This is a genomic window from Arthrobacter pigmenti, assembly GCF_011927905.1.
Taxonomy (GTDB): domain Bacteria; phylum Actinomycetota; class Actinomycetes; order Actinomycetales; family Micrococcaceae; genus Arthrobacter_D; species Arthrobacter_D pigmenti.
Genome location: NZ_JAATJL010000001.1, coordinates 1,538,908 through 1,562,231, shown reverse-complemented (window position 1 = coordinate 1,562,231; position 23,324 = coordinate 1,538,908). Strand labels below are relative to the sequence as shown.

Genomic DNA, 23,324 nt, shown 5'->3' with positions numbered 1-23,324 from the left:
CTCAAAATAACCCGAAACCGGAAACGCGCTATGGACTTTCCAGAACGGTCATGCAATTATCTCCGCCGCGCTCACCCCAGACTCTCCATCCGCCCAGTGAAATGCGTACGACGACGGCGGGGATCCCACGCCGTGACATTGGCCCCCTCCCACTCACTTCCCGGGCGATCGACATCGAGGGCGAGAAAAACCTTCGAAGGAAGCGGAACGGGCGAGTGGAAGTCGACCGTCCAACGCATTGGTGTCCACTCGCGGGGACCGGCTTCGGCAACCATCCGCGAAGCCAGGTACATCCCGTGGGCAATGGGTTTCCTCATCCCGAGCAGCCGTGCAGACGGGCCGCTGAGATGGATCGGATTGTAGTCACCGGAGATGGCCGCATAGCGGCGGCCCGCATCCGGTCCAAGAGTCCACACAGTGGTCGGGTAGTCCGGCAGGACGCCGTCCGATGCCGCGTCCGAAGCAGGCGCCTGCTCCGTTGAGTCCGGTAGGTAGGTTCCCTTGGCCAGATACGTCGACCGGCCTCGCCAGGCCAGCCCGGTGCTGTTTTCGAGCTCGACGACCGCGTCGACCGTGGTGCCGCTCCGGTGACGCTTCAGGTTTTCCACCCACGCGGTTACCGAGAGTTCCTCGCTGACTTTCACCGGGCTGAAGTCCTCAACGTCGTTGCGAAGATGGATCATGCCGAGCAACGGCAATGGGAAGTCATCCCTGGCGAGAACGCTCATCGCGACGGGAAACGCGAGTACATGTTGGTAGCCCGACGGCATGAACTCCCCCGCCGGCTGCCCCATCAGGGCCTGGAAGGCCCGCACGTGTTCGGGGCGCGCTGACACCGGTTCGACCCGATGTCGGGCCGCAGGCAGCGTCTGCTGCCTTTTGCCACCGGGCATTCGCGCCCCGATCGCGTGGGTGAGCGCCTTCCCGTAGAGAGCACTGAGGGTCGGAACGCTTTCAAGCCGGGTCTCCATCACGCACCCACCAGATTCTGACCACAGACCCTTAACGTCTGCCCGCTGATTCCGGCGGCGGCACCCGTTGCAAGGAAGGCGACAGTCTCAGCAACATCAACCGGCAGCCCACCCTGCTGGAGGCTGCTCAGTCGCCTGGCCACCTCCCTGGTGGCGAACGGCATCCTGGCTGTCATCTCCGTCTCGATGAACCCGGGCGCAACCGCGTTGATCGTCCGTCCCGAGTCCTGCAGCGCAGCCGCGGTCGAACGGACCATCCCGATCACTCCCGCCTTCGACGCCGCGTAGTTGGTCTGCCCCCTGTTCCCGGCAATACCGCTGGTAGAGGCGAGGCTGACAATCCGTCCATCGGCACTGAAGTCCGGGGAAGCGAGAAGCGCTTCATTGATGCGCAACTGCGACTCAAGGTTCACTGCCAGCACCGAGTTCCAGCGGCCCGCATCCATATTTGCGAGCAGTTTGTCCCGGGTGATCCCAGCGTTGTGCACGACGATATCCAGGCTGCCGTATCGGGTAGCCGCATGGTTCAGGATGAGCTCGCCAGCATCGGGAGCGGTGACGTCAGCGTGCAGGGCGGTGCCGCCGACGCCGTTCACAACCCGCGTCAGTTGCTCTCCCGCAGCCGGAACATCAACGGCGATCACGCGCGCGCCATCCCTCGCCAGTACCCTGACGATCTCCGCGCCGATTCCACGCGCAGCTCCGGTGACCACCGCCGTACGGCCGGCAAGGGGTGTATCCCAGCTCTGCGGCTCGGAACCGCCACTGGTTCTCACGCTGATGAACTGGCCGTTCACATAAGCGCTACGACCCGAGAGCAGGAAGCGCAACGCGGCGCGGACGCTCACCGCGTCCACGTCAACGGTCTCCCCCAGGACAACCCCGTTTGCTGTCGCACCGCCGCGGAGCTCCTTCGCCACGCTGCGCAGCGCGCCTGCGATGCCTTGCCGTGCTGCCGTGACGGCGGGTTCGACCTGCGCTTCGGCGGTGCGGGAGACAGTAATCACCCGTCCGCCCGGCAACAGCTGCCGCAGGACGCCACCGAGCTCCAGGAACGTGGCGGACAAATCGCCGGGGCTCGCTATGTCATCGAGAACGACGACGACGGCGCCGGCCTTTTCCTTCGGCCGCAGGTGCCGCCGCACATCCAGGTTCCATGCAAGGAGCGTTGATGCGAGCCCGTCGGCGCCGGCTGAAGCGCCCAGAACGAGTACCGGGCCCGGAACCATCGGAGCGCCCGGCTCGTATCGGCGCAAAGGTACAGGGCGAGGCAGGCCGATCGCCTTGGCAACCTTCTTCAATGGCCCGGAGTTGACGAGGTTGAGGTAGGTGTCCGTCACGGTTATCGTGCCTCCAGGATGGCAACCACACCCTGCCCGCCGGCGGCACAGACTGAGATAAGCCCACGGCCCGAGCCCTTCTCCGAGAGCGACTTGGCAAGGGAGGCGACAATCCGCGCACCGGTGGCGGCGAACGGATGGCCGGCCGCCAGGGAGGATCCGTTAACGTTCAGCTTGCTCCGGTCCACGGTTCCCAGCGCTCCCTGCAGCCCGAGCTGGTTCCGGCAGAAGTCCTCGTCCTCCCAGGCAGCCAGTGAAGTCAGCACGGTACTGGCGAACGCCTCATGGATCTCGAAGAAGTCGAAATCGGCGAACGTCATGTTGTTACGCGCGAGCAGGCGCGGCATGGCATAAACCGGAGCCATCAGCAGGCCCTCCTTACCGTGGACGAAGTCGACTGCTGCAGCCTCAGCGTCGACTACGTTCGCGAGCATCGGAAGACTGTATTGACGGGCGTACTCCTCTGAGCCGAGCAGAACCACAGCGGCGCCGTCCGTCAACGGCGTGGAGTTACCGGCTGTCATGGTTGCCTCGGCCGTGAGGCTGCGCCCGAAGACAGGTTTCAGGGACCCGAGTTTCTCCAGTGAGGTGTCTGCACGGAGGTTGCCATCCCGCACTACGCCGCGGAAGGGCGTCACCAGGTCGTCGAAGAAACCGCGGTCGTAAGCAGCAGCCATGTTCGTGTGGCTCGCCAACGCGATCTCGTCCTGTGCGCGCCGGTCGATGTTCCAGCGCGCCGTCGTTATCGCTTGATGCTCCCCCATCGAGAGGCCGGTGCGGGGTTCTGCCGTTCCGGGTGCGTTCGGTTTGAGGTGGGCAGGCCGCAAATTCCTTAGCGCGGCGAGCTTTTGTGGCGTACTGCGCGCACGGGACAGGTCAAGGAGTACCCGCCGCAGGCCCTCGCTCACGGCTATCGGTGCATCAGAGGCGGAATCCACGCCCCCGGCGATCCCCGAGTCGATCTGTCCGAGCTTGATCTTGTTCGACAGCCCGACAACCGTCTCAAGGCCCGTGGCACACGCCTGCTGCAGGTCATAGGCCGGTGTGTCGGGAGCCAGCGCGGAACCGAGGACCGACTCGCGCGTCAGGTTGAAATCGCGGGAGTGCTTCAGAACGGCTCCGGCCGCGACCTCACCTACCCGCTGCCCCTGAAGTCCGAACCGGGCCACCAGTCCGTTCAAGGCTGCCGTCAGCATCTCCTGGTTGGGCGCGTAGGCGTAGGGCCCGCCGGAGCGCGCGAAAGGGATACGGTTCCCTCCGATAACGACGGCGGGACGCGCCTTGGCTCCCGATGGTTGGCTGGTTCCCGCTGCGGGATTCTGCTGTGCTTCGTCGGTATTCATGAACGCTCCTTGATTGGCACACGGACATATCTACTGGACGTCCACTGAGGATGCCCGGCTGACCACGGCAGAACAACCGCGCGGTCACAAGTGTTTGATACCCAGCGTACCTGATACGCTGGGTATCGTGAATCGCCCACTCATTGCCCGCAACCGGGACGCGTCGCCGAACGCCGGTGGCAACCCTGCGCCGGAGAAGTCGGCGGACGGACGCTCCAGCCGATGGGAGAAGCATCGCGAGAACCGGCGGCACGCCCTGATCAAGACAGCCCGCAAAGCCGTGCACAGGATCGGCCCGGGCGCTTCCATGGAAGACATCGCTTCCGCTGCGGACACGTCCAAATCCGTCTTCTACCGTTATTTCGGCGACAAAGCCGGCCTGCAGCGAGCAATGGGCGAGGTAGTCGTAAGGCAGATGCAGGAGCAACTGTTCGACGCCGCCCGTAAAGCAACCACCCCGCGTGAAGGGCTGCATGCCATGGTTTCGGCCTATCTGCAGATGGCAGGGACCTCACCGAATGTCTACGTGTTTGTCACCCAGCCAAATCAGGAGGGCGTCGCCCCCTCCTTGGAGGGATCCGCAACCCTCAGCAGCTTCTTCGACGCGGTCTCCACCATGCTTGCCCGGCCATTGGAGGAGTATCTCCGTCACAGCCCGCCGGGCAGCGCGAAGACACGGACACTGACGCTCTGGCCGCGCGCGGCAATCGGCATGGTGCGTGCCGCGGGTGAGCAATGGCTATCCACCCCTCATGGTGAACACCGGCCAACCGAGGCTGATCTCGCGGACGCGCTCACCGGCTGGCTGCTAGATGGCATCGCAACGTCCATCCCCCACGCTTCCCATGCGCTTGCCCCAGGCGCAGCTCAACATTCAAAGGACCAATCATGACCCAAACCGCAACCCGCCCTGAGCTTTCAGTACCCGCAACAGTCGCAATTCAGGACAACGACGCCGCTGTCGTGGATGTGGCGGCCCTTGGGGAGCAACTGCTGGGGCGCTGGGCCGCCTCGCGGCGGACAGCCCGCGCGCTCGCGGGCGACCCGGCAGTACACAAGATCGAAGGGCTCTCCTCTTCTGAACATCGTGCCCGTTGCCTCGAACAGCTTCACCACCTCGTCAAAAGTAAGGCTGTTCACAGGGCATTTCCGGAGGAACTCGGTGGCTCCGATGACCACGGCGGGAACATCGCCGGGTTCGAGGAGTTGGTGGTCGCCGATCCCTCACTTCAGATCAAGGCAGGTGTCCAGTGGGGCCTTTTCGGTGCCGCTGTCCTGCATCTTGGCAGCGAGGAACACCATCGCGCGTGGCTGCCCGGCATCATGAACATGGACATCCCTGGCTGCTTCGCAATGACGGAAACCGGACACGGGTCCGACGTCGCAAGTATCGCGACCACTGCGACCTTCGATCCCGATGCAGACGAATTCGTCTTGCACACGCCCTTCCGCGCCGCATGGAAGGACTACATCGGCAATGCCGCCCAGGACGGGCGTGCCGCCGTCGTCTTCGCACAGCTGATTACCCGGGGCGTTAATCACGGCGTGCATGCCTTCTACGTGGAGCTTCGTGACGAGTTGGGCAATTTTCTGAACGGCATAGGTGGCGAGGATGACGGGCTGAAGGGAGGACTCAACGGCATCGACAACGGCCGGCTGCACTTCACACAGGTGCGCGTGCCCAGGACCAACCTCCTCAACCGCTACGGCAACGTTGCGACGGACGGCACCTACACGTCCCCCATCGACTCCCCTGGGCGTCGCTTCTTCACCATGCTCGGGACCCTTGTACAGGGCAGGGTTTCCCTCGACGGAGCTGCGGTGGCCGCCAGCAAGCTGGCGCTCAAGACCGCCATCCAGTACTCCGTCGAACGTCGCCAGTTCACCACCGCCTCAGAGCTCTCGGAGGAAGTCCTTCTGGACTATCAGCTGCACCAGCGGCGCCTCCTGCCGCGTCTCGCGGCAACGTATGCGGCTTCCTTCGCACACGAGGAACTGCTGGAGAAGTTCGACGGCGTCTTCTCCGGCGAGCACGACACGGACGAGGACCGACAGGACCTCGAAACCCTCGCCGCAGCGCTGAAGCCGCTCTCAACGTGGCTCGCGCTCGACACCCTGCAGGAGTGTCGCGAGGCCTGCGGCGGTGCGGGCTTCCTGACAGAGAACAGGTTCACCTCCCTGCGGGCGGACCTCGATGTCTACACCACATTCGAAGGTGACAACAACGTTCTGCTGCAACTGGTGGCAAAGCGACTGCTCGCCGACTACGCCAAGGAATTCCAGGGGGTTGATTTCGGCGTGCTCGCCCGGTTCGTCGTCACCCAGGCAGCGGAGCGGACCCTGCACCGAACCGGTCTGCGCCAGGTGCTTCAATCCGTTGTCGACACAGGTTCGGAGCGGAAATCGGCCATCGCGTTGCGGGACGAGCGGACACAGCACGAGCTGTTGTGCGGACGCGTGGATTCCATGGTCGGGGAGCTTGCCGGGGCGCTGCGCGGGGCGCGCCGCCTGCCGCCCGCGGATGCAGCCGCCGTCTTCAACCAGCACCAGCAGGAGCTGATCCAGGCCGCCCGCGCCCATGCAGAACTGCTTCAGTGGGAAGCGTTCACGGCCGCACTCGCGAACACGTTGGATGCCGGCACGCGGCAGGTCCTCACTTGGCTCAGGGACTTGTTCGGGCTCTGCCTGATCGAGGAAAATCTCTCCTGGTACCTCATGAACGGTCGGCTTTCGGCCCAGCGTGCACGCACACTCGGTCCTTACATCAACCGTCTGTTGCTCAAGATCCGTCCGCACGCGGTAGACCTTGTGAACGCATTCGGCTACGGTCCGGAGCACCTGCGGGCCGCAATCGCAACAGGGGCGGAGCAGAAGCGCCAGGACGAGGCGCGCGAGAACGCACGTGCGATGCGGGCCAGCGGGCACGCACCGGTCGATGAGAAAACCGTCATCCTGCGGAAAGCGGAAGCGGACAAACGGTCGCAGCGGGCCTAGGAGCGCCCGGCAGTCACCGCTCGGTGCTCTGAACTTCACCGGCTCGGTGAAGTTCAGAGCACCGAGCGGTAGATGCCGAGTGTCAAGTCGGCGATAGTATCCCAGGAGAAGTGCTGCTCGGCCCGCTTACGCCCCAGTTCGCCCATGGTGCGGGCACGTGCCGGGTCGGCCAGTAGGGCGTTGAGCGCATCCGCGAAGTCACTAACGAACGAGTCGGGATCCAACGGGGTTCCGGTTCCGTCCTGCACCTGCTCAAGTGGAACGAGCGTGCCCGTAACGCCGTCGTCGACCACCTCCGGTATGCCCCCCGTCGCGCTGGCGACCACCGCCGCGCCGCAGGCCATCGCCTCAAGGTTGACGATACCCAGCGGTTCGTAGATCGACGGACAGGCGAAGACCGTCGCATGGCTGAGTACCTGGATCAGCTCCCGCCGCGGGAGCATCCGCTCGATGAGGATCACTGAGCCGCGCTCTGCTGTCAGGTCGTCGATCAGGCGCGACGTCTCGGCAGCGAGTTCCGGGGTATCCGCGGCACCCAAACAAAGCACCAGTTGAACGTCACCGGGCAGCTTGGCCGCCGCCCGCAACAGGTACGGCACGCCCTTCTGCCGGGTGTTTCTTCCGACGAAGACCACGCTGGGCCGAGCCGGATCGATCCCAAGCGCGCGCACGGCGTCGTCGTCCGCGTCCGGACTCCAGGCGACGGTGTCCACACCGTTATGCACCACATGGACCCGCGAGGGGTCCACCGCCGGATAGCAGCGCAGGATGTCCTCGCGCATGCCGGCGGACACAGCGATAACGGCGGCGGCAGCCTCATAGGCGGTCTTCTCAACCCAGGAGGAAAGCGCGTAGCCACCGCCTAGCTGCTCGGCCTTCCACGGCCGCAGCGGCTCCAGGCTGTGGGCGCTGAGGACATGGGGAATCCCGTGCAGTAATGAGGCGAGGTGGCCCGCCATATTGGCGTACCACGTGTGCGAGTGCACAACGTCGGAACCGGAAATCCCACTCAGCATCGACAGATCGGTGCCGAGGGTCTGGACAGCGGCGTTCGCCTCCGTCAGCTCGGCCGGCACCCCATAGTTCCGGACTGTGGCGCCGTGGAACTCTTCCGGCCGTTCACCCCCGAAGCAGTGGACCATGAGGTCAATGCGGTTTGCGAGCACCCGGCTCAGCTCCGCTACATGGACGCCCGCGCCCCCATAAATCTCCGGCGGGAATTCTTTTGTCACAATGTCTACTCGCACCTTCCCAACGTAGTGCAGCGGTTGCCGGTCCTCTAGTGTGAGTTGCAGGACGTAACACTCGGTCGAAAGTGCAGGGAGGGGTTGTCCGTGGCTGTCAAGAAGGTGCTCGCGGTTGTTCTGGCAGGCGGTGAGGGCAAGCGGTTGATGCCGCTCACAGCGGATCGTGCGAAGCCCGCGGTCCCTTTTGCGGGCAGCTACCGGCTGATCGACTTCGCGTTATCGAACGTGGTCAACTCCGGCTATCTGCAGATCGTCGTCCTCACCCAATACAAATCCCACAGCCTGGACCGGCACATCTCCGAGACCTGGCGCATGTCCACCCAGCTGCAGCAGTACATTGCCTCCGTTCCAGCCCAGCAGCGCCGCGGCAAGAGCTGGTTCCTCGGCAGCGCGAATGCAATCTACCAGTCCCTGAACCTCATCCATGACGCACGTCCGGACATCGTGGTCGTCATCGGTGCCGACCACGTGTACCGCATGGATTTCGAGCAAATGGTGCAGGCGCACGTCGACTCGGGCGCGTCGGTGAGCGTCGCGGCTGTCCGGCAGCCGCTCCACCTCGCGGACCAGTTCGGGGTGATCGAGGTGGACCCCGCGGACCCCGGCCGGATCTCGGCGTTTGTGGAGAAGCCCCAGTCAACACCCGGCCTGCCGGATGACCCGCACAGTTTCCTTGCATCCATGGGGAACTACGTGTTCAACACCGATGCACTGCTGCAAGCTCTGGAGGCGGACGCCGCGCGGCTGAACACCAAGCACGACATGGGCGGCGACATCATCCCCTACTTCGTGGAGCGCGGCGATGCCGCTGTCTACGACTTCACCACCAATGAGATTCCCGGCTCCACCGAACGGGACAGCCAGTACTGGCGCGATGTCGGCACCCTCGACTCTTATTACGACGCCAACATGGACCTCATCACCCCGCTGCCGCTATTCAACCTCTACAACCTCCAGTGGCCCATCTACACGCGGCAGAGCATCTCGCCGCCCGCGAAGTTCGTGCGCAGCGCATCCGGGGTTTCAGGAGTCGCCCACGATTCGGTGGTCTCCAACGGGGTGGTGATCTCGGGTGGGTCGGTCCAGAGTTCAATCCTTGCCACGGATGTCTTCGTGGATGAAGGCGCCGACGTGAGCGGATCTGTCCTCCTCGACAGCGTGAGCGTCGGCTCGGGTGCAGTGATTCGGAAGGCGATCATTGACAAGAATGTCCACGTTCCGCCGGGTGCGAAGATCGGCGTGGACCGGGAACTCGACCTGAGCCGTGGCTTTACCGTGACGGATTCAGGGCTGACTATCCTCAGCAAAGGCCAGGAGGTTGAGCCCTGAAACCCGGCGCGGCGCCGTCGTGATTGAATGGGCCGGTGCATAACGAGAATCTCCGTCGCGACGAAGCGGCAAGCCGGTCCGCCATCATCAACGTCCTGGGATACGACGTAAGCCTGGACCTCAGCAACGCACGGGATGCACGATCCCTCGGCTTCCCCTCAAGGTCAGTGGTGACCTTCGAATGCTCCAGGGCAGGCGCTGAGACCTTTCTCGATTTCATCCACGGCGGAGTGGAGAGCGTCACCCACAACGGGATTGCCCTCGACGTGGATAAGGTTGTATCCGGCGCCCGAATCACCTTTGAAGACCTCGCGGCGCACAATACCGTCGTGATCGAGGGCATCGCCCTCTACAGCCGCAGCGGTGAAGGAATGCACCGGTTCCAGGACCCCGCCGACGGCGAAACCTACCTTTACACGCAATACGAACCCGCGGACGCCCGCCGGGTTTTCGCCTGCTTTGAGCAGCCGGACCTCAAAGCGCCCTTCACCTTCCATGTACGGGCGGCGGAGGCGTGGTCCGTCGCCTCGAACGCCGCGGAATGCGGGCTGGACCGACACGACGACGGCACCGCCACCAGGCACTTCGAGCCGACGATGCGCATCTCGACCTACATCACCACCGTGTTGGCTGGCCCATACGCGGTCACGCGTGATGAGTGGACGGGAATTGTCGGCGACGGCGACGTACTGCGAATCCCGCTGGCAACCTACTGCCGCCGTTCCCTGGCGGAGAACCTGGATGCTGAACGAATCTTCGAGACAACGCGGCGCGGCCTGACGTACTTCCACGATCTCTTCAAATACCCCTACCCGTTCGGGAAGTATGACCAGGCATTCGTACCCGAGTACAACCTCGGTGCCATGGAGAACCCGGGGCTGGTGACCTTCACGGAGTCCTATGTCTTCCGGTCCCGCGCCACCCACGCGCAGTACGAGTCGCGTGACAACACAATCATGCACGAGATGGCGCACATGTGGTTCGGCGATCTGGTGACCATGACCTGGTGGAACGATCTCTGGCTCAAGGAGTCCTTCGCCGACTTCTCGGGCGCCCTTGCCGTAGCCGAAGCGATGGGTTCGGAAACGTCCTGGATCACGTTCGCCAACAGGCGGAAGGCCTGGGCCTACCTACAGGACCAACTGCCCTCCACGCACCCCATCGTCGCGGATATCCCGGATCTCGAAGCAGCCAAACTCAACTTCGACGGCATTACCTACGCAAAGGGCGCGTCCGTCCTGAAGCAACTGGTCGCCTACGCCGGTTTCGACGCCTTTACCACCGCAGCGCGGTCCTACTTCCGCGACCACGCGTTCTCGAACACCACGCTCGACGACCTCCTCGGGGCGCTGACCGCCGCCTCGGGAAGGGACATGTCCGACTGGGCGCAGCGCTGGCTGCAGACCTCCGGTGTGCCGCAGCTGACTGCAGAGGTCACGACCGACGACGACGGCGCCTACACCTCAGTCTCGATCCTCCAGCAGGCGGTCGATCCGGTCACCGGTCACCAGGCTCCCCGGCCGCACAGCATCCGGCTCGGGCTGTACTCTTTCGACGAGAACGGCAGGTTGTTGCGCACGGCTTCCCACGAGCTGGTCGTCGACGGCGACCGCACCAAGGTTCCGGCCCTCACCGGACACGTCCAACCGGATCTTCTGCTCATCAACGACGACGACCTCACCTACGCCAAGCTGGTCTTCGACGAGCGCTCTGTTGCCACCCTGCTTTCATCTGCCGACAGGCTCGAGGAGCCACTCGCACGCGCCATCTGCCTTGCTGCGCTGTGGTCCTCAACCCGCGATGCGCTACTGAACGCCGAAGACTATCTCGGTGCCGTCGAGCGCGTTGCTCCAAGGGAACAGGGCGTGGGCGTCCTCACCCAGCTGCTGCAGAACGCTCGCCACGCCGTCGAGCAGTATGCGCCGGCGCATGACCGTAGTGAGCTGCGCGAGCGGCTTGCTGATTGTCTGGTTCGCGGGCTGGAGGAAGCCGAGCCGGGAACAGATCATCAGCTCGTGTGGGCCCGTGCGCTGGCGTCAACGTCGCGGAAAACCCGTACGCATTCGGGATTGCTGCGCGGACTGCTTGACGGGACGCGCGTCCTCAATGGCCTGGTCATCGACGACGAGCTGGGCTGGCAGCTGTGGCAGGGACTGGCTGCACAGAACCTGGCAACCATCGACGAGCTGGAAGCCGCCCTGCAACGCGACCACACAGCCTCGGGACGAACCGGATTCACTACCGCCTGCACAGCCGTCCCCGATGAGACAGTCAAGGCCAAGGCCTGGAAGGAAGTGATCTTCGGCGACCGCCTGTCAAACGAACTCCTCAGCGCCACCATCTCCGGTTTCCGCGAAGGACCGGCGGAACTGCACGAACCGTATCTACGTCCCTACTTCGATGAGATCCAGCGGGTGTGGACCAGTTTTCCGATCGAGATGTCCGCGCGCATCGTACGAGGTCTTTACCCGGGCGAACAGGATCTGGAGCAGGGCGCTGTTCCTGAGAACAACTCCGTGATTGCGATGACCGATTCATGGCTCAGCGAACACGCCGACGCCCCGCTCTCCCTGCGACGCATCGTGATCGAGGAGCGGGACCACCTGTTGCGCGCGCTGCGCGCGCAAGCCGCCGCCATGAAACCGGCCGAGGTGGGATAAGTGACAGGTTGTCAGGGGACCCGGTAGAGCCACTCGGGCGTTCCGAACTTGCTGCCTACCAGCGCTTCAGCGGCGGATAATTCCTCGGAACTGAACGTTCCATCCACCGCGCCGTAGCGTTCCCGGAACGTATCGCTGAGGACCCGGATGATCTCCTCGCGGGAGAGGCCTGTCTGGCGGCGCAACGGATCCACCCGCTTCTTCGCGCTTTTGATGCCCTTGTCGGAAAGTTTTTCGCGGCCGATCCGCAGCACCTGCAGCATCTTGTCCGCGTCGATGTCGTAGGACATGGTGACGTGGTGAAGCAGGCCGCCATTACTCAGCCGCTTCTGTGCCGCACCACCGATCTTGCCGAGGTCCGTCGCAATGTCGTTCAGCGGCTGATACCAAGCCGTGATGCCGAGCTTCTTCAATCCTTCCATCACCCACTCGTCGAGGAAAGGATACGAATCCGCAAAGCTCAGCCCGTCTACCAGGGACTGCGGAACGTACAGCGAGTAGGTGATGGCGTTGCCGTGTTCCATGAACATCGCTCCCCCGCCGCTGATGCGACGGACCACGCTCACGCCGTGGCGGAGGACGCCGTCGTCGTCGACCTCGTTGCGCACGGACTGGAAACTGCCGATGACGACCGACGGGCTCTCCCACTCCCAGAAGCGCAGGGTGGGACTGCGGCGTCCCTCACCCACCTCGCGGGTGAGGACTTCGTCCATCGCCACGTGCATGGCGGTGGACAAGGGAGTTGGGCCAATGATCTCCCAGCGGTGGTCCGTCCAGGCGGATGCCTTGCCTAACGCGCGCCGGACGGCGGTCGCCACTGATTCCGGCGAAAATCCGAGCATCTGAGCATCCGGGCGCAGCCGGTTCCGGATAGACCCGGTTAGTTCGCTGTGCGACGCCTCGGCAGGCAGACCCTGGATGGCGGCATTGATATCGTCGAGGGCCTCATCGGGTTCAAGGAAGAAATCACCGTTCACCGAAACGTTGGTGAACCTGCCATCAACGACGTCGACGTCGGCCACCACCAACTTTCCTCCCGGCACCTTGTACTCGCCATGACGCTGTGCTGCTGCCTCCTGCTCCATGCGCTACCTCCGTATCCGCTGCGCTGCTTGAACCCGCTCGATCACTCTGTTGCCTTAAACCACTGAACCCGAACCGGCATTCCGGTTCGGGTTCAGCAAAAGAACTGCGGCCTGGACTACTTCTTGCCGAAGCCCTTGAAGCGCTGGTTGAAGCGCTCAACGCGGCCAGCGGAGTCCATGATGCGCTGCTTGCCGGTGTAGAACGGGTGCGACTCCGAAGAGATTTCCACCTCTACCAGCGGGTAGGTGTTGCCGTCTTCCCACTCCACAGTCTTATTCGACGTGACGGTGGACCGGGTGAGGAACGACTTCTCAGAGGCGAGGTCGCGGAAAACGACTGCCGAGTACTTGGGGTGGATATCAGACTTCACAGTATTACCTTCTGTAGTTGCCTGGATTTTGCCAGGCACCGGGAGCTTGAAAGTTTTCGGCCCGCAGGCCAGCAACCAACTCTATCGCAACGATACCGAATGCGCTAAAACTGACGTCCCGGTCCGCTGGCTTTCAGCGGCGTAGTCGGCACTCCCAGAAGGCAACTGCACCGGCGGCCGCGACGTTGAGCGAATCCACTACGGGACTCATCGGAATCCGGACGGTGAGGTCGGCACGCTCCAGGGTGGCCGGCAACAGGCCGTCGCCCTCCGTGCCCAGGATCAGCGCAAGGTGGTCGGGATTCCGCCCGGACAATTCCTGCAGGTCAACACCTCCGGGCTCCAGCGCCAGTGCCGCAACGAGAAATCCGTGCGCCTGAAGTACCCCGATAGCTTCGGGCCAGGACTCCAGCCGGACCCACGGCACTTGGAACACAGTGCCCATGCTCACCCTGATCGACCGCCGGTACAGCGGGTCCGCGCAGCGCGGCGTCACCAGGACGGCGTCAACGCCGAGCGCCGCTGCTGAGCGGAAAACTGCGCCAAGGTTCGTGTGATCAACCATGTCCTCAAGGACAGCAACGCGGCGGGCGCTGCGCAGTACCTCCTCCAGTTGGACCGGCGCGGGTCGGTTCATTGCAGCCAGCGCACCCCTGTGCAGGTGGAACCCTGTTATCTGTTCAAGGACGGCTTCCGTTCCGATGTAGGCGGGGACATCCGGGAAGCGGGCGAAGATGTCCTCAAGGTCCGGTAGCCACTTGTCGGTGAGGAAGAAGGACCGCGGGGTGTGTCCGGCGTCGACCGCCCGGCGGAGGACCTTGGTGCTTTCGGCAATGTACAAACCCTGCGCCGGCTCAAGCCTCCGCCGAAGCTGGGTGTCGGTGAGGCGGGTGTAATCACCCACCCGCGGATCCGCCGCTGTTCTCAGCCACTCAATCGCCACTTCAGCCCACCAGTCGGGCAATCATCGTGTACAAGGCCACCAGTCCAAGAATCACGATCACGGTCCGGAGAACAACCGGGGAGAGGCGCCTGCCCACCGACGACCCGATGAACCCGCCGGCGAGGGAGCCCAGTGCGATCAGCAGGACAACCCACCAGTCGATCCTGTCGAAGGCGAAAATCATGTAGGAGACCGCCGCGATCAGGTTCACCGCAAGCGCCAACACATTCTTCATGGCGTTGGCGGCCTGCATGGAACCGTGAAGGAAGACACCGAGGATTCCGACCAACAGAATCCCCTGGGCCGCAACGAAGTACCCGCCGTACACTCCAGCAAGGAATACAAGGACGGTCAGCGCTATGGGATGGGACCTTGTTGTGGGTTTCTCCTCCGCTCTGCGACGTACCCAGCGCTGGAGCTTCGGCTGAAAGATGACGAACCCGAGGGCGACCACGATGAGGAAGGGCGCCACGATCCCGAAGACGCTTTCGGGCAGATTCAGCAGCAACGCCGCTCCGGCCATGCCGCCAAGAATTGAAGCAGGCAAGAGTCTGGCGAGTGTCCGCCCGTTGCCTTTAAGTTCCTTCCGGTACCCCCAGGCACCCGATACACCGCCTGCCACCAACCCCATTGCATTGCTGATGGTGGCGGTCACGGGTGCATAGCCGAGTGCCAGCAGGATGGGGAAAGTGACAAGGGTTCCGGAGCCGACAATGGTGTTGATCGTTCCAGCCCATAGCCCACCCAGCAGGATGAGCGCATCGCGCAGCAAGTCCACAGTGTTACAGCCGGCGGCTACTGGGCACGTGCGACGGCGCTGTAGCGGCCATCACGCAGCGTTACCTCAAGCGGTGTATCGAAAGCGGCGCTCAGGTGTTCTTCAACGAGTACTTCCCCGATCGGTCCTGCAGCCACCACTGCCCCGTCCTTCAGGAGCATGGCGTGCGTGAAGCCAGGCGGGACTTCCTCAAGGTGGTGGGTCACCAGGACGATCGCCGGCGATTCCTCATCCGCTGCAAGTTCGCTCAACCGCGCGATGAGGTCTTCCCTGCCGGCCAGGTCGAGGCCCGCTGCCGGTTCATCGAGGAGGAGCAGTTCCGGATCCGCCATGAGTGCACGCGCGATCTGCACGCGCTTTCGCTCGCCCTCACTCAGCGACGCGAAGGGCCTGTTCATGAAGGTGGCTACGCCCCAGGCGTCGAGGAGCCGGAAGGCCCGGCGCTCATCAAGCCTTTCGTACTGCTCGCGCCAGCGCCCGGTTACGCCATAGGACGCCGTCACCACTACGTTGAGAACCGTCTCATGCTCAGGAATCTGGGACGCCAGCGACGCCGACGCCAGGCCGATCCGGGGACGCAGCTCGAAAACATCCACAGCGCCCATGACTTCGTCGAGGATGCCCGCTACCCCCTGGGTGGGATGGATGCGCGCCCCGGCGATCTGCAGGAGAGTAGTTTTGCCCGCACCGTTGGGGCCCATGACCACCCAGCGCTCGCCCTCGGCGACTTGCCAGTCAACGCCGTCCAGCAGTGTTTTTCCACCGCGGACGATGCTCACCCCGGAGAGTTCCAGAACATCACTCATGACACTAGACATTAGGCCAAGAGCTGCCTTCGACGTTAACCAGAACATCAGGCGGAAGCGTGCGGCAGCGGACGATGTTGCGGGCCCTGTCACGCGTTTCCCGCGGCGTGGATCGGACACCCATAATGGGCAGGTGACTGGTGGATCGAGGAAAGGCTCAACGGCACGTGACTGAGACATTCAGGGTGGTCAGTTTCGGCGCCCGGTCGGAGGATACCCGCCGTAAGGAAGTTCGCCGCGCACTTGGGGAGGCTGGCGCCGTCGTCGTCCGTGAGGAAACGCACGACGACGACCGCTACTCTGTCGCAAACCTCACCGTCAGCTTTGACGGCGCCTTAGAGGAGCTTCGCCGGGCGGTCGCTCCGCTCGTCAGCGAGCATACGGGGATCGCCGTTGTCCCTCCTTCCCTTCTGGGAAAGGAAACCAAGCTGCTCATCATGGATGTCGACTCAACGTTGATCAAGCAGGAAGTCATTGAGTTGCTGGCTGCCCATGCCGGTCGGGAAGCGGAAGTCGCTGCCGTCACGGAATCAGCGATGCGCGGCGAGCTGGACTTCGCGCAGAGCCTGCATGCGCGAGTCGCCGTGCTGGCGGGACTTGAGGAAGAGGTGATCAGCGATGTGGGGACGCGAATCGAGCTCAGCGACGGAGCGGAGCACCTTGTTGAGGCGTTCCTGGAGTCCGGTCACGTCGTTGCGGTGGTGTCGGGCGGATTCAGCCAGATCCTCGAACCACTGGCGGCGCGGCTGCAGTTGACGCATTCCAAGGCAAACCTTCTCGGTGTCGATGCCGGCACTCTGACGGGAACGGTGATCGGCCCAGTGGTGGACCGGGCTGAGAAGGCGAGGTGCCTGCGGGCCTGGGCGGAAGCCGCCGGGATTCCCCTGGACCGGACGATCGCCGTCGGAGATGGAGCGAATGACCTCGACATGCTGGCCGCGGCCGGCCTCGGTGTTGCGTTCAATGCCAAGCCCGCCGTGCGTTCGGCCGCGGATGTCGCCGTCGACTTTCAGTACCTGGACGTTGTGCGGCACTTCGTCACGCTTTAGCGTTCAGTCAGTGACAGCATTCAGGATCTCGAGCATTCAGGTAGTTTGGGCGCAACCGCGATCGGCCCAACCAGATGAACCCGTCAGCGGGTGAAGTGTTCTGCCCCGCCGACGTACTCGGTGTGGCCCGTCGGTACGTCCGCGCTGACCATCTTGAAGATCTCGGCAGCGAACTCCTCGACGGAATACAGCCGGCCGGCTTCCTGCCTCCGTGCCTCGATGGCGCCCGGAGCAGCACGATCCAGGAGGGTTGCGGTCACGGTTCCCTCGATCATGTCACCCGAGACGACAACGAAGCTGATACCGCGCTCGGTCAGGGCCGGGATCAATTCTCTCAGCGCGTCTTCACCCGCACGCTTGCTTCGCGCGACCGGCTCGTAGGCATCCATGGTTTCCACGGAGTTAATGAAGTGCGCCTGGTGGCTCGTGATGAAGACCACGCGTGAGCCGGCAGGCATTACCTCGATGGCGGCGTTCAGCATGCCGACCTGGGCGTCCCGATTGAGCTTCAGCGCGTAATCGTCACCCAATCCGGCTTCCATCCCGCCGGACGCGTTGAGCACGAGCAGGTTCAGGCCCCCGAAGTTCTCAACGGCCGCGTCCACGAGCGCCTTGGTGCCCTCCGGGGCTGTCAGATCAGCGCCCACGGCGAGCGCTTGCCCACCGGCAGCCTCGATCCCGGCGACCACCCTATTGGCGCGCGGCGCCTTCTGGCGGTAATTGACGACGACGGCGGCGCCGTCCTCCGCCAGTAGACGCGCCACCTCCGCTCCGATTCCGCGCGATGAGCCCGTGACGATTGCCTTTGTGCCATCCAGTGCACCCATAGAAAGTTTTCTCCTCAGATTGTTCTAGCTCAATACCGGGTCAGGACCGGTGATAGGTTGCGGGGCCGGTCAGTGGCCCATGCCGAGGCCGCCGTCGACCGGGATCACGGCTCCCGAGATGTACGCCGCTTCGTCGCTGGCGACCCAGCGCACGACGTTGGCTACCTCGGTGGCTTCTGCGAACCGTCCGGCCGGGATGGACGAGAGGTAGTTTTTCTGCGTCTCCTCCGGGAGGGCAGCCGTCATGTCTGTGTTGATGAACCCAGGAGCCACGACGTTGGCCGTAATACCCCGCGAGCCGAGCTCCCTGGTCAGGGAGCGGGCGATTCCGACCAGTCCTGCCTTGGATGCGGAGTAGTTGATCTGGCCCGGTGAACCATAAAGTCCCGTCACTGACGAGATCAGAATGACCCGTCCCTTGCGCAGGCGGAGCATTCCACGGGATGCCCGCTTGATGACCCTGAAAGATCCGGTCAGGTTCGTGTCGATGACGTCGGTGAAATCTTCTTCGCTCATCCGCAGGAGCAGGGTGTCGCGTGTGATGCCCGCGTTGGCCACGAGTACCTCCACAGGGCCGTGAGCCTCCTCAACCTCACGGAACGCCGTGTCGATCTCTTCGGAACTAGTGACGTCCGCCCGGACACCGAGCATCCCCTCGGGTACCTCGCCGCTGCGGTATGTGATGGCTACCTTGTCGCCCGCAGCAAGGAACGACTGCGCGATGGCAAGACCAATTCCCCGGTTGCCGCCGGTGACCAGGACGCTACGGCCTGCCGTCGTTGTAGGTGTAGCCGCGGTGTTCTGATCCTGCACGAATGTTCCTTTAGTTGTTCCGGTCGTTTCCCCTGTTCGATCCTATCGGTCTTGCCGTGGCAGCCCGTGAACTTTAACAACGGGAGGCTGAGTGAGACAATGGAAGAGTCCCTTGGAGAGTGATGATCAAGCTGAACCATCAGTCGAAACGCCGCCCGGAAATCCATAACATCAGTGATGCCCGTGAGGCGCACAGCGATGAGATGCGCCAGCGGATGATCAAGTACTCACTGTCGATGGGGATCCGCATGGTCTGCCTCATCCTGGTGTTCGTGGTTGAGGGCTGGCTGCAGTGGGTCATGATCGCCGGGGCAGTTTTTCTGCCGTATTTCGCGGTGATCATCGCCAACGGAGGTAGTGACACCAGTAACCTCGCGCACAGCGAAGCTCTGTTGGACCGGGCACCCGCTCCCGAACTGGAAGCGCCCGTCGCCGGGACCCGGGAGGATGGCCCGGTCACGCTGCAGGGCGAGGTAGTCCAGGAGCAGGAGACGCAGGAACCAGACATGCAGCAGACGCAACCCGGAACGCATACCGGACAGGACGGAAAGGAGCAATCGTGAGTATCTTCGACCAGCTCTCTGGTACGGCACCTGCTCCGGGCCCGGAACAACCCATGTGTTCGCGAAAGGCCTGCCGGCAAAACGCCTCCTGGCAACTGCTGTGGAACAATCCCCGAATTCATACGCCTGACCGCCGAAAGGTGTGGCTCGCGTGCGCGGAACACCGCGGCTGGTTGGAGGACTACCTCACTACACGCGGCCTCTGGAAGCAGACCGTGCCGCTGGAAGGTGTCCGGAAGTAACGTGGTACTCCTCAAATATCTCGCGACGCCGCGCTGGTTCGGCTGGTTGGCGCTGGTTCTCGTCCTGGCAGCCGCCTGCTCTGCCCTTGGCTTATGGCAGCTGGACCGCCGCGATCAGGCTGCTGCGACGGTGAACACCGTGCAGGCGAATTACGACCAGCCGCCCATTCCCTACACGCCCGGGTTGTTCAACTCCTTCGAGGAGGCCAGGGAGTGGACGCCTGTCACGCTGACCGGGGTCTACGACTCCGCCAACCAGCGCATCGTCCGCAATCGCCCCCTCAACGGTCGGCCGGGATATGAGGTCCTGGTTCCGCTGATGCTGGGCGACGGGACCGCCGTCGTCATCAATCGCGGGTGGCTTCCCATCGGCAATGAAGAGGCGGGACGCCCGGACACCGTTCCGCCGGCTCCCGAGGGCGAGGTTACGGTCACCGCGCGCATCCGGCCGGGAGAACCGGCTCTGGACCGTTCCGCGCCATCCGGGCAGCTCGCGTCGATCAACCTTCCGGCCTATCAGGAGCAGGTCGGCTATCCCCTCCAGAGTGCTGCCTACGGCCTGCTGGCAAGTGAAACACCCGCGCCGGCAACAGCGCCGGTCGCTCCCGCAAAACCTACGATCGATCTGGGCCCGCACCTGTCCTACTCGATGCAGTGGTTTGCCTTCGGAGTGCTGCTCTTCGTGGGACTCGGGTATGCCGCGCGCCAGCAGTACCGCATTGACCATCTGGAGGAGGGGCAGAGCATCCACGATGCTCGCCCAGAACGCGTGCGCCGTCGCCCAACAGCCGAGCAGGAAGAAGACGCCATCCTCGACGCCCAGGGTCTCTAGGGCGAAGGGGTCAGGCCAGCGTTACCAGTTCCAGGTAATCGTCGTTCCAGAGATCCTCGACGCCATCGGGCAGCAGGACCACACGCTCGGGGTTGAGCGCGTCGACAGCGCCTTCGTCATGGCTGACCAGTACGACGGCGCCGGAGTAGTTCCGGAGCGCGCCCAGGATCTCCTCGCGGCTGGCAGGGTCCAGGTTGTTCGTGGGCTCATCGAGCAGCAGGACGTTGGCCGACGAAGCAACGATCGTCGCCAGGGCAAGCCTCGTCTTCTCGCCGCCGGAGAGGACCCCGGCAGGCTTGTCGACGTCATCCCCCGAGAACAGGAAGGACCCGAGGACGCCACGGACCTCGGCATCGCGCATGTCCGGAGCTGCCGAGCGCATGTTTTCCAGGACTGTGCGCTCCGTGTCCAGTGTTTCGTGTTCCTGGGCGTAGTAACCGACTTTGAGGCCGTGACCGGGAACGATCCGCCCGGTGTCGGGTGAGTCGACTCCCGCCAGCATCCTCAGTAGCGTGGTTTTGCCCGCGCCGTTCAGTCCAAGGATGACAACCTTCGAACCACGATCTATCGCAAGGTCCACATCCGTGAAGATCTCCAGCGATCCATAGGACTTGCTCAGGCCCTCAGCCGTCATCGGGGTACGGCCACACGGGGCAGGTTCCGGGAAACGAAGTGCAGCTACCCTGTCCTGGGCACGCACGGCATCAAGACCCGAAAGCATGCGCTCAGCGCGCTTGGCCATGTTCTGGGCAGCTACTGCTTTAGTGGCCTTCGCCCGCATCTTGTTGGCCTGGTCCATGAGAACCTGGGCCTTCTTCTCGGTGTTCGCGCGCTCGCGCTTGCGGGCCCGTTCGTCGGTCTCGCGCTGCTGAATGTACCGTTTCCAACCCATGTTGTAGAGATCGATGGTGGTCCGGTTGGCGTCCAGGTGGAACACCTTGTTCACGGTCGCCTCGAGGAGCTCTACATCGTGGCTGATGACGATCAGGCCGCCCTGGTGATTCTTCAGGAAGTCCCTCAGCCAGGTGATGGAGTCGGCGTCGAGGTGGTTGGTCGGCTCGTCAAGGAGCATCGTCTCGGCACCGGAGTAGAGGATGCGGGCCAGCTCCACACGCCGCCGCTGGCCCCCGGACAGGGTTTTGAGCGGCTGGTTCAGTATGCGCTCGGGAAGCGCGAGGTTCGAGGAGATGGCTGCCGCCTCGGCTTCCGCGGCGTACCCGCCGTGGGCGAGGAACTCGGCCTCGAGCCGGTCATAGCGGCCCATTGCCTTGTCGCGTACTGCAGGATCATCGCTCGCCATCAGCTCCTGTGTCTCGCGCAGCTTCCCGACGACGACGTCAAGATTGCGTGCGGAGAGAATCCGATCGCGTGCAAGCTGATCCATGTTCGGCGTGCGCGGGTCCTGGGGGAGGTAGCCGATCTCTCCGTTGCTGCTGACCGTGCCGGACGCAGGGAGTCCCTCACCTGCCAGGACGCGGGTCAGCGTCGTCTTACCTGCACCGTTGCGCCCGACGAGCCCTATTTTGTCCCCACGGTCGATCCGGAAGGACACCTCGTCCATAAGCAGCCTCGCGCCCGCGCGCAATTCAAGATTCGACACGGAAATCACGTGGCTCGGCCTTTCCCATTCTTTGGCATCTTCTTCGGATGTGGACGGCACCTGATGCCGAACGTCCCTAACGGAGGTCAATGTTGTAGGAAACCTACAAAGGACTTCACTTCTTTCCGCACTAATCTCGGAAGGTAGCAGCCCACCGTTGTATAGATCTAACAGAAAGCTTCACGATGCAGCAGACGAACCAGATTCCGCGGTCCTCCCCCACCGAGACTGTGAAGTCTGCCCGCAGGTCCTGGAACGCAACCGATCTCTCGCTGATCGCGGTCTTCGCGGCCGTCGTGGCCACCAGTGCCATCCTACCCGCTATCCCAGTGGGTCAGGTCGGGGTGCCCATAACCCTGCAAACGCTGGCGATCATGGTGACCGGAATCGTCCTGGGGCCCTGGCGCGCGGGTGCAGCACTCGGACTCTACGTCGCCGTCGGACTCGCCGGGCTCCCCATCTTCAGCCAGTTTCGTGGCGGCATCGGAATCCTGTTTGGACCGTCGGCCGGATACATCATCGCTTTCCCCCTTGCGGCCATGGCTATAGGTTTCCTGGCCCGCCTCATCTTCCGCAGGATCGGACGCCTGAAGTTCCTCGCCCTTTTTGTAGCTTGCACCGTCACCAGCCTGCTGATCACCCATCCTCTGGGGATCGTCGGAATGATGGTGAACGCGAAACTCGATCTACCGGCTGCCGTCGCCGCCGACGTCGTTTTTCTGCCCGGCGACATCCTCAAGAACCTGGCAGCCGCGGCTATCGGCTTGAGCGTTGTGAAGGCGTTCCCCCGGCTCCAGGGCCGCGCCGCCGGTACGCGATGATCGAGTTTGACGACGCCACCGTTCAGGCCGACGAGCCGGCGTTACGCACTATCCTTCACCCGCTGCAGCTCGCGCTTACCGAACGCCGCATCAGCGTGATCGGGGCCAACGGATCCGGAAAATCCACTCTGTTGAAACTGATCAATGGGCTGGTACTTCCCAGCGCCGGACGGGTCCGCGTTGACGGGCTGGATACGGGCCGTCGCGGCTCGGCTGTGCGCGCCCGGGTTGGGTTCATGTTCACCGATCCCCTCTCCCAGCTGATCATGCCGACCGGGCGGGAAGACATCGAACTCTCCCTTCGCCGTCGTCATCGTCAGCCGGCCGAGCGGCGGGCTGCGGCGGAGGAGGTGTTGGGCAGGTTCAACCTGGGCCATCTTGCCGACCAGAGTGTTTATGACCTCTCCGGCGGTGAACGGCAACTCCTTGGGCTCGCCACGGTGCTTGCATGTGACCCGAGTGTCCTTGTCGCCGATGAACCAACCACCCTGCTCGACCTTCGCAATGAAGACCGCGTGCGGCAGCTTTTCCGCCAGCTCGACCAACAGGTCATTTTCACCACCCATTCGCTCGATTTCGCCCTCGACGCGGATCGGACACTGGTGGTCGACGCCGGACGGATCGTGTACGACGGCGCGCCCTCCGATGCCGTAGCCGCCTACCGGGAACTCAGCCTGAGCAGCTCCGCAGCGGACGGGCGGCAGTGAGGG

The 23,324-nt window shown here is 63.6% G+C and carries 22 protein-coding genes; 10 read left to right on the top strand and 12 right to left on the bottom strand.

What is annotated here, in order from left to right; genetic code table 11:
* Positions 1–71: 71 nt before the first annotated feature.
* From BJ994_RS07130 to BJ994_RS07120, 3 genes are read right to left on the bottom strand one after another with little or no spacing between them, the layout of a single operon-like run.
* Positions 72–971 (bottom strand): MaoC family dehydratase, encoded by a 900-nt coding sequence (locus BJ994_RS07130; protein WP_167995908.1) that lies wholly within the window; start codon positions 969–971, stop codon positions 72–74.
* Entirely contained in the window at positions 971–2,311 is a 1,341-nt protein-coding gene (locus tag BJ994_RS07125) for a 3-oxoacyl-ACP reductase (protein WP_167992883.1), read from the bottom strand. Before BJ994_RS07125 ends, BJ994_RS07130 begins: the two co-directional genes overlap by 1 nt.
* Before the next feature lie 2 nt (positions 2,312–2,313).
* Entirely contained in the window at positions 2,314–3,654 is a 1,341-nt protein-coding gene (locus BJ994_RS07120; RefSeq protein WP_167992882.1) for an acetyl-CoA C-acetyltransferase, read from the bottom strand.
* Positions 3,655–3,781: 127 nt separating this feature from the next.
* Here BJ994_RS07120 and BJ994_RS07115 point away from each other — a divergent pair, with 127 nt between their 5' ends.
* Together BJ994_RS07115 and BJ994_RS07110 are read left to right on the top strand one after the other, a co-directional pair.
* Complete coding sequence (locus BJ994_RS07115) at positions 3,782–4,546, top strand: TetR family transcriptional regulator (protein WP_342450314.1); 765 nt, start codon at positions 3,782–3,784, stop codon at positions 4,544–4,546.
* Entirely contained in the window at positions 4,543–6,648 is a 2,106-nt protein-coding gene (locus tag BJ994_RS07110) for an acyl-CoA dehydrogenase family protein (protein WP_167992881.1), read from the top strand. Before BJ994_RS07115 ends, BJ994_RS07110 begins: the two co-directional genes overlap by 4 nt.
* A 53-nt stretch (positions 6,649–6,701) precedes the next feature.
* On the opposite strand, the gene glgA is transcribed toward BJ994_RS07110, so the two are convergent.
* Positions 6,702–7,895, bottom strand: a complete 1,194-nt coding sequence (gene glgA / locus BJ994_RS07105) for a glycogen synthase (RefSeq protein ID WP_167992880.1) — start codon at positions 7,893–7,895, stop codon at positions 6,702–6,704.
* Positions 7,896–7,976: 81 nt separating this feature from the next.
* Here glgA and glgC point away from each other — a divergent pair, with 81 nt between their 5' ends.
* Together glgC and pepN are read left to right on the top strand one after the other, a co-directional pair.
* Positions 7,977–9,224, top strand: coding sequence for a glucose-1-phosphate adenylyltransferase (glgC, locus tag BJ994_RS07100; protein ID WP_167992879.1), 1,248 nt, complete (start codon positions 7,977–7,979; stop codon positions 9,222–9,224).
* Positions 9,225–9,259: 35 nt separating this feature from the next.
* Positions 9,260–11,884, top strand: a complete 2,625-nt coding sequence (pepN, locus tag BJ994_RS07095) for an aminopeptidase N (protein ID WP_167992878.1) — start codon at positions 9,260–9,262, stop codon at positions 11,882–11,884.
* Between the two features lie 11 nt (positions 11,885–11,895).
* On the opposite strand, the gene lplAB is transcribed toward pepN, so the two are convergent.
* The 5 genes from lplAB to BJ994_RS07070 form a co-directional block, all read right to left on the bottom strand.
* On the bottom strand, positions 11,896–12,969 hold the full coding sequence (gene lplAB / locus BJ994_RS07090) for a lipoate-protein ligase LplAB (protein WP_167992877.1): 1,074 nt from the start codon (positions 12,967–12,969) through the stop codon (positions 11,896–11,898).
* Between the two features lie 116 nt (positions 12,970–13,085).
* Entirely contained in the window at positions 13,086–13,340 is a 255-nt protein-coding gene (locus tag BJ994_RS07085; protein ID WP_167992875.1) for a type B 50S ribosomal protein L31, read from the bottom strand.
* A 133-nt stretch (positions 13,341–13,473) separates the two neighbouring features.
* Positions 13,474–14,283: a TrmH family RNA methyltransferase gene (locus tag BJ994_RS07080; RefSeq protein ID WP_167992874.1), complete on the bottom strand. Its 810-nt coding sequence runs from the start codon at positions 14,281–14,283 to the stop codon at positions 13,474–13,476.
* Between the two features lies 1 nt (position 14,284).
* The gene (locus BJ994_RS07075; protein ID WP_167992873.1) at positions 14,285–15,061 is read right to left on the bottom strand and encodes a TSUP family transporter; all 777 of its coding nucleotides are present in this window, start codon (positions 15,059–15,061) and stop codon (positions 14,285–14,287) included.
* A 17-nt stretch (positions 15,062–15,078) separates the two neighbouring features.
* A complete protein-coding gene (locus tag BJ994_RS07070; protein ID WP_167992872.1) occupies positions 15,079–15,867 on the bottom strand; it encodes an ABC transporter ATP-binding protein in 789 nt (262 codons plus the stop codon).
* 167 nt (positions 15,868–16,034) lie between these two features.
* Here BJ994_RS07070 and serB point away from each other — a divergent pair, with 167 nt between their 5' ends.
* Entirely contained in the window at positions 16,035–16,916 is an 882-nt protein-coding gene (gene serB, locus BJ994_RS07065; RefSeq protein ID WP_167992871.1) for a phosphoserine phosphatase SerB, read from the top strand.
* Positions 16,917–16,999: 83 nt separating this feature from the next.
* Here serB and BJ994_RS07060 read toward each other — a convergent pair whose 3' ends face one another.
* Entirely contained in the window at positions 17,000–17,743 is a 744-nt protein-coding gene (locus BJ994_RS07060) for an SDR family oxidoreductase (RefSeq protein ID WP_167992870.1), read from the bottom strand.
* Positions 17,744–17,812: 69 nt separating this feature from the next.
* Positions 17,813–18,556 (bottom strand): 3-oxoacyl-ACP reductase FabG, encoded by a 744-nt coding sequence (gene fabG, locus BJ994_RS07055; protein WP_167992868.1) that lies wholly within the window; start codon positions 18,554–18,556, stop codon positions 17,813–17,815.
* Between the two features lie 122 nt (positions 18,557–18,678).
* Between fabG and BJ994_RS07050 the strand changes: the two genes are divergently transcribed.
* Genes BJ994_RS07050 through BJ994_RS07040 form a run of 3 tightly spaced genes read left to right on the top strand, consistent with a single transcriptional unit; the run spans position 18,679 to position 20,193 of the window.
* Complete coding sequence (locus tag BJ994_RS07050) at positions 18,679–19,119, top strand: DUF3099 domain-containing protein (protein ID WP_167992866.1); 441 nt, start codon at positions 18,679–18,681, stop codon at positions 19,117–19,119.
* Positions 19,116–19,361: a hypothetical protein gene (locus BJ994_RS07045; protein ID WP_167992864.1), complete on the top strand. Its 246-nt coding sequence runs from the start codon at positions 19,116–19,118 to the stop codon at positions 19,359–19,361. Before BJ994_RS07050 ends, BJ994_RS07045 begins: the two co-directional genes overlap by 4 nt.
* Position 19,362: 1 nt before the next feature.
* Complete coding sequence (locus tag BJ994_RS07040) at positions 19,363–20,193, top strand: SURF1 family cytochrome oxidase biogenesis protein (protein ID WP_167992863.1); 831 nt, start codon at positions 19,363–19,365, stop codon at positions 20,191–20,193.
* 10 nt (positions 20,194–20,203) lie between these two features.
* On the opposite strand, the gene BJ994_RS07035 is transcribed toward BJ994_RS07040, so the two are convergent.
* A complete protein-coding gene (locus BJ994_RS07035; RefSeq protein ID WP_167992862.1) occupies positions 20,204–21,802 on the bottom strand; it encodes an ATP-binding cassette domain-containing protein in 1,599 nt (532 codons plus the stop codon).
* A 176-nt stretch (positions 21,803–21,978) separates the two neighbouring features.
* On the opposite strand from BJ994_RS07035, the gene BJ994_RS07030 reads away from it, so the two are divergent.
* The gene (locus BJ994_RS07030) at positions 21,979–22,614 is read left to right on the top strand and encodes a biotin transporter BioY (protein ID WP_167992861.1); all 636 of its coding nucleotides are present in this window, start codon (positions 21,979–21,981) and stop codon (positions 22,612–22,614) included.
* Positions 22,611–23,321, top strand: a complete 711-nt coding sequence (locus tag BJ994_RS07025) for an energy-coupling factor ABC transporter ATP-binding protein (RefSeq protein ID WP_167992860.1) — start codon at positions 22,611–22,613, stop codon at positions 23,319–23,321. The genes BJ994_RS07030 and BJ994_RS07025 overlap by 4 nt, the downstream gene beginning before the upstream one ends.
* Positions 23,322–23,324 lie beyond the last annotated feature (3 nt).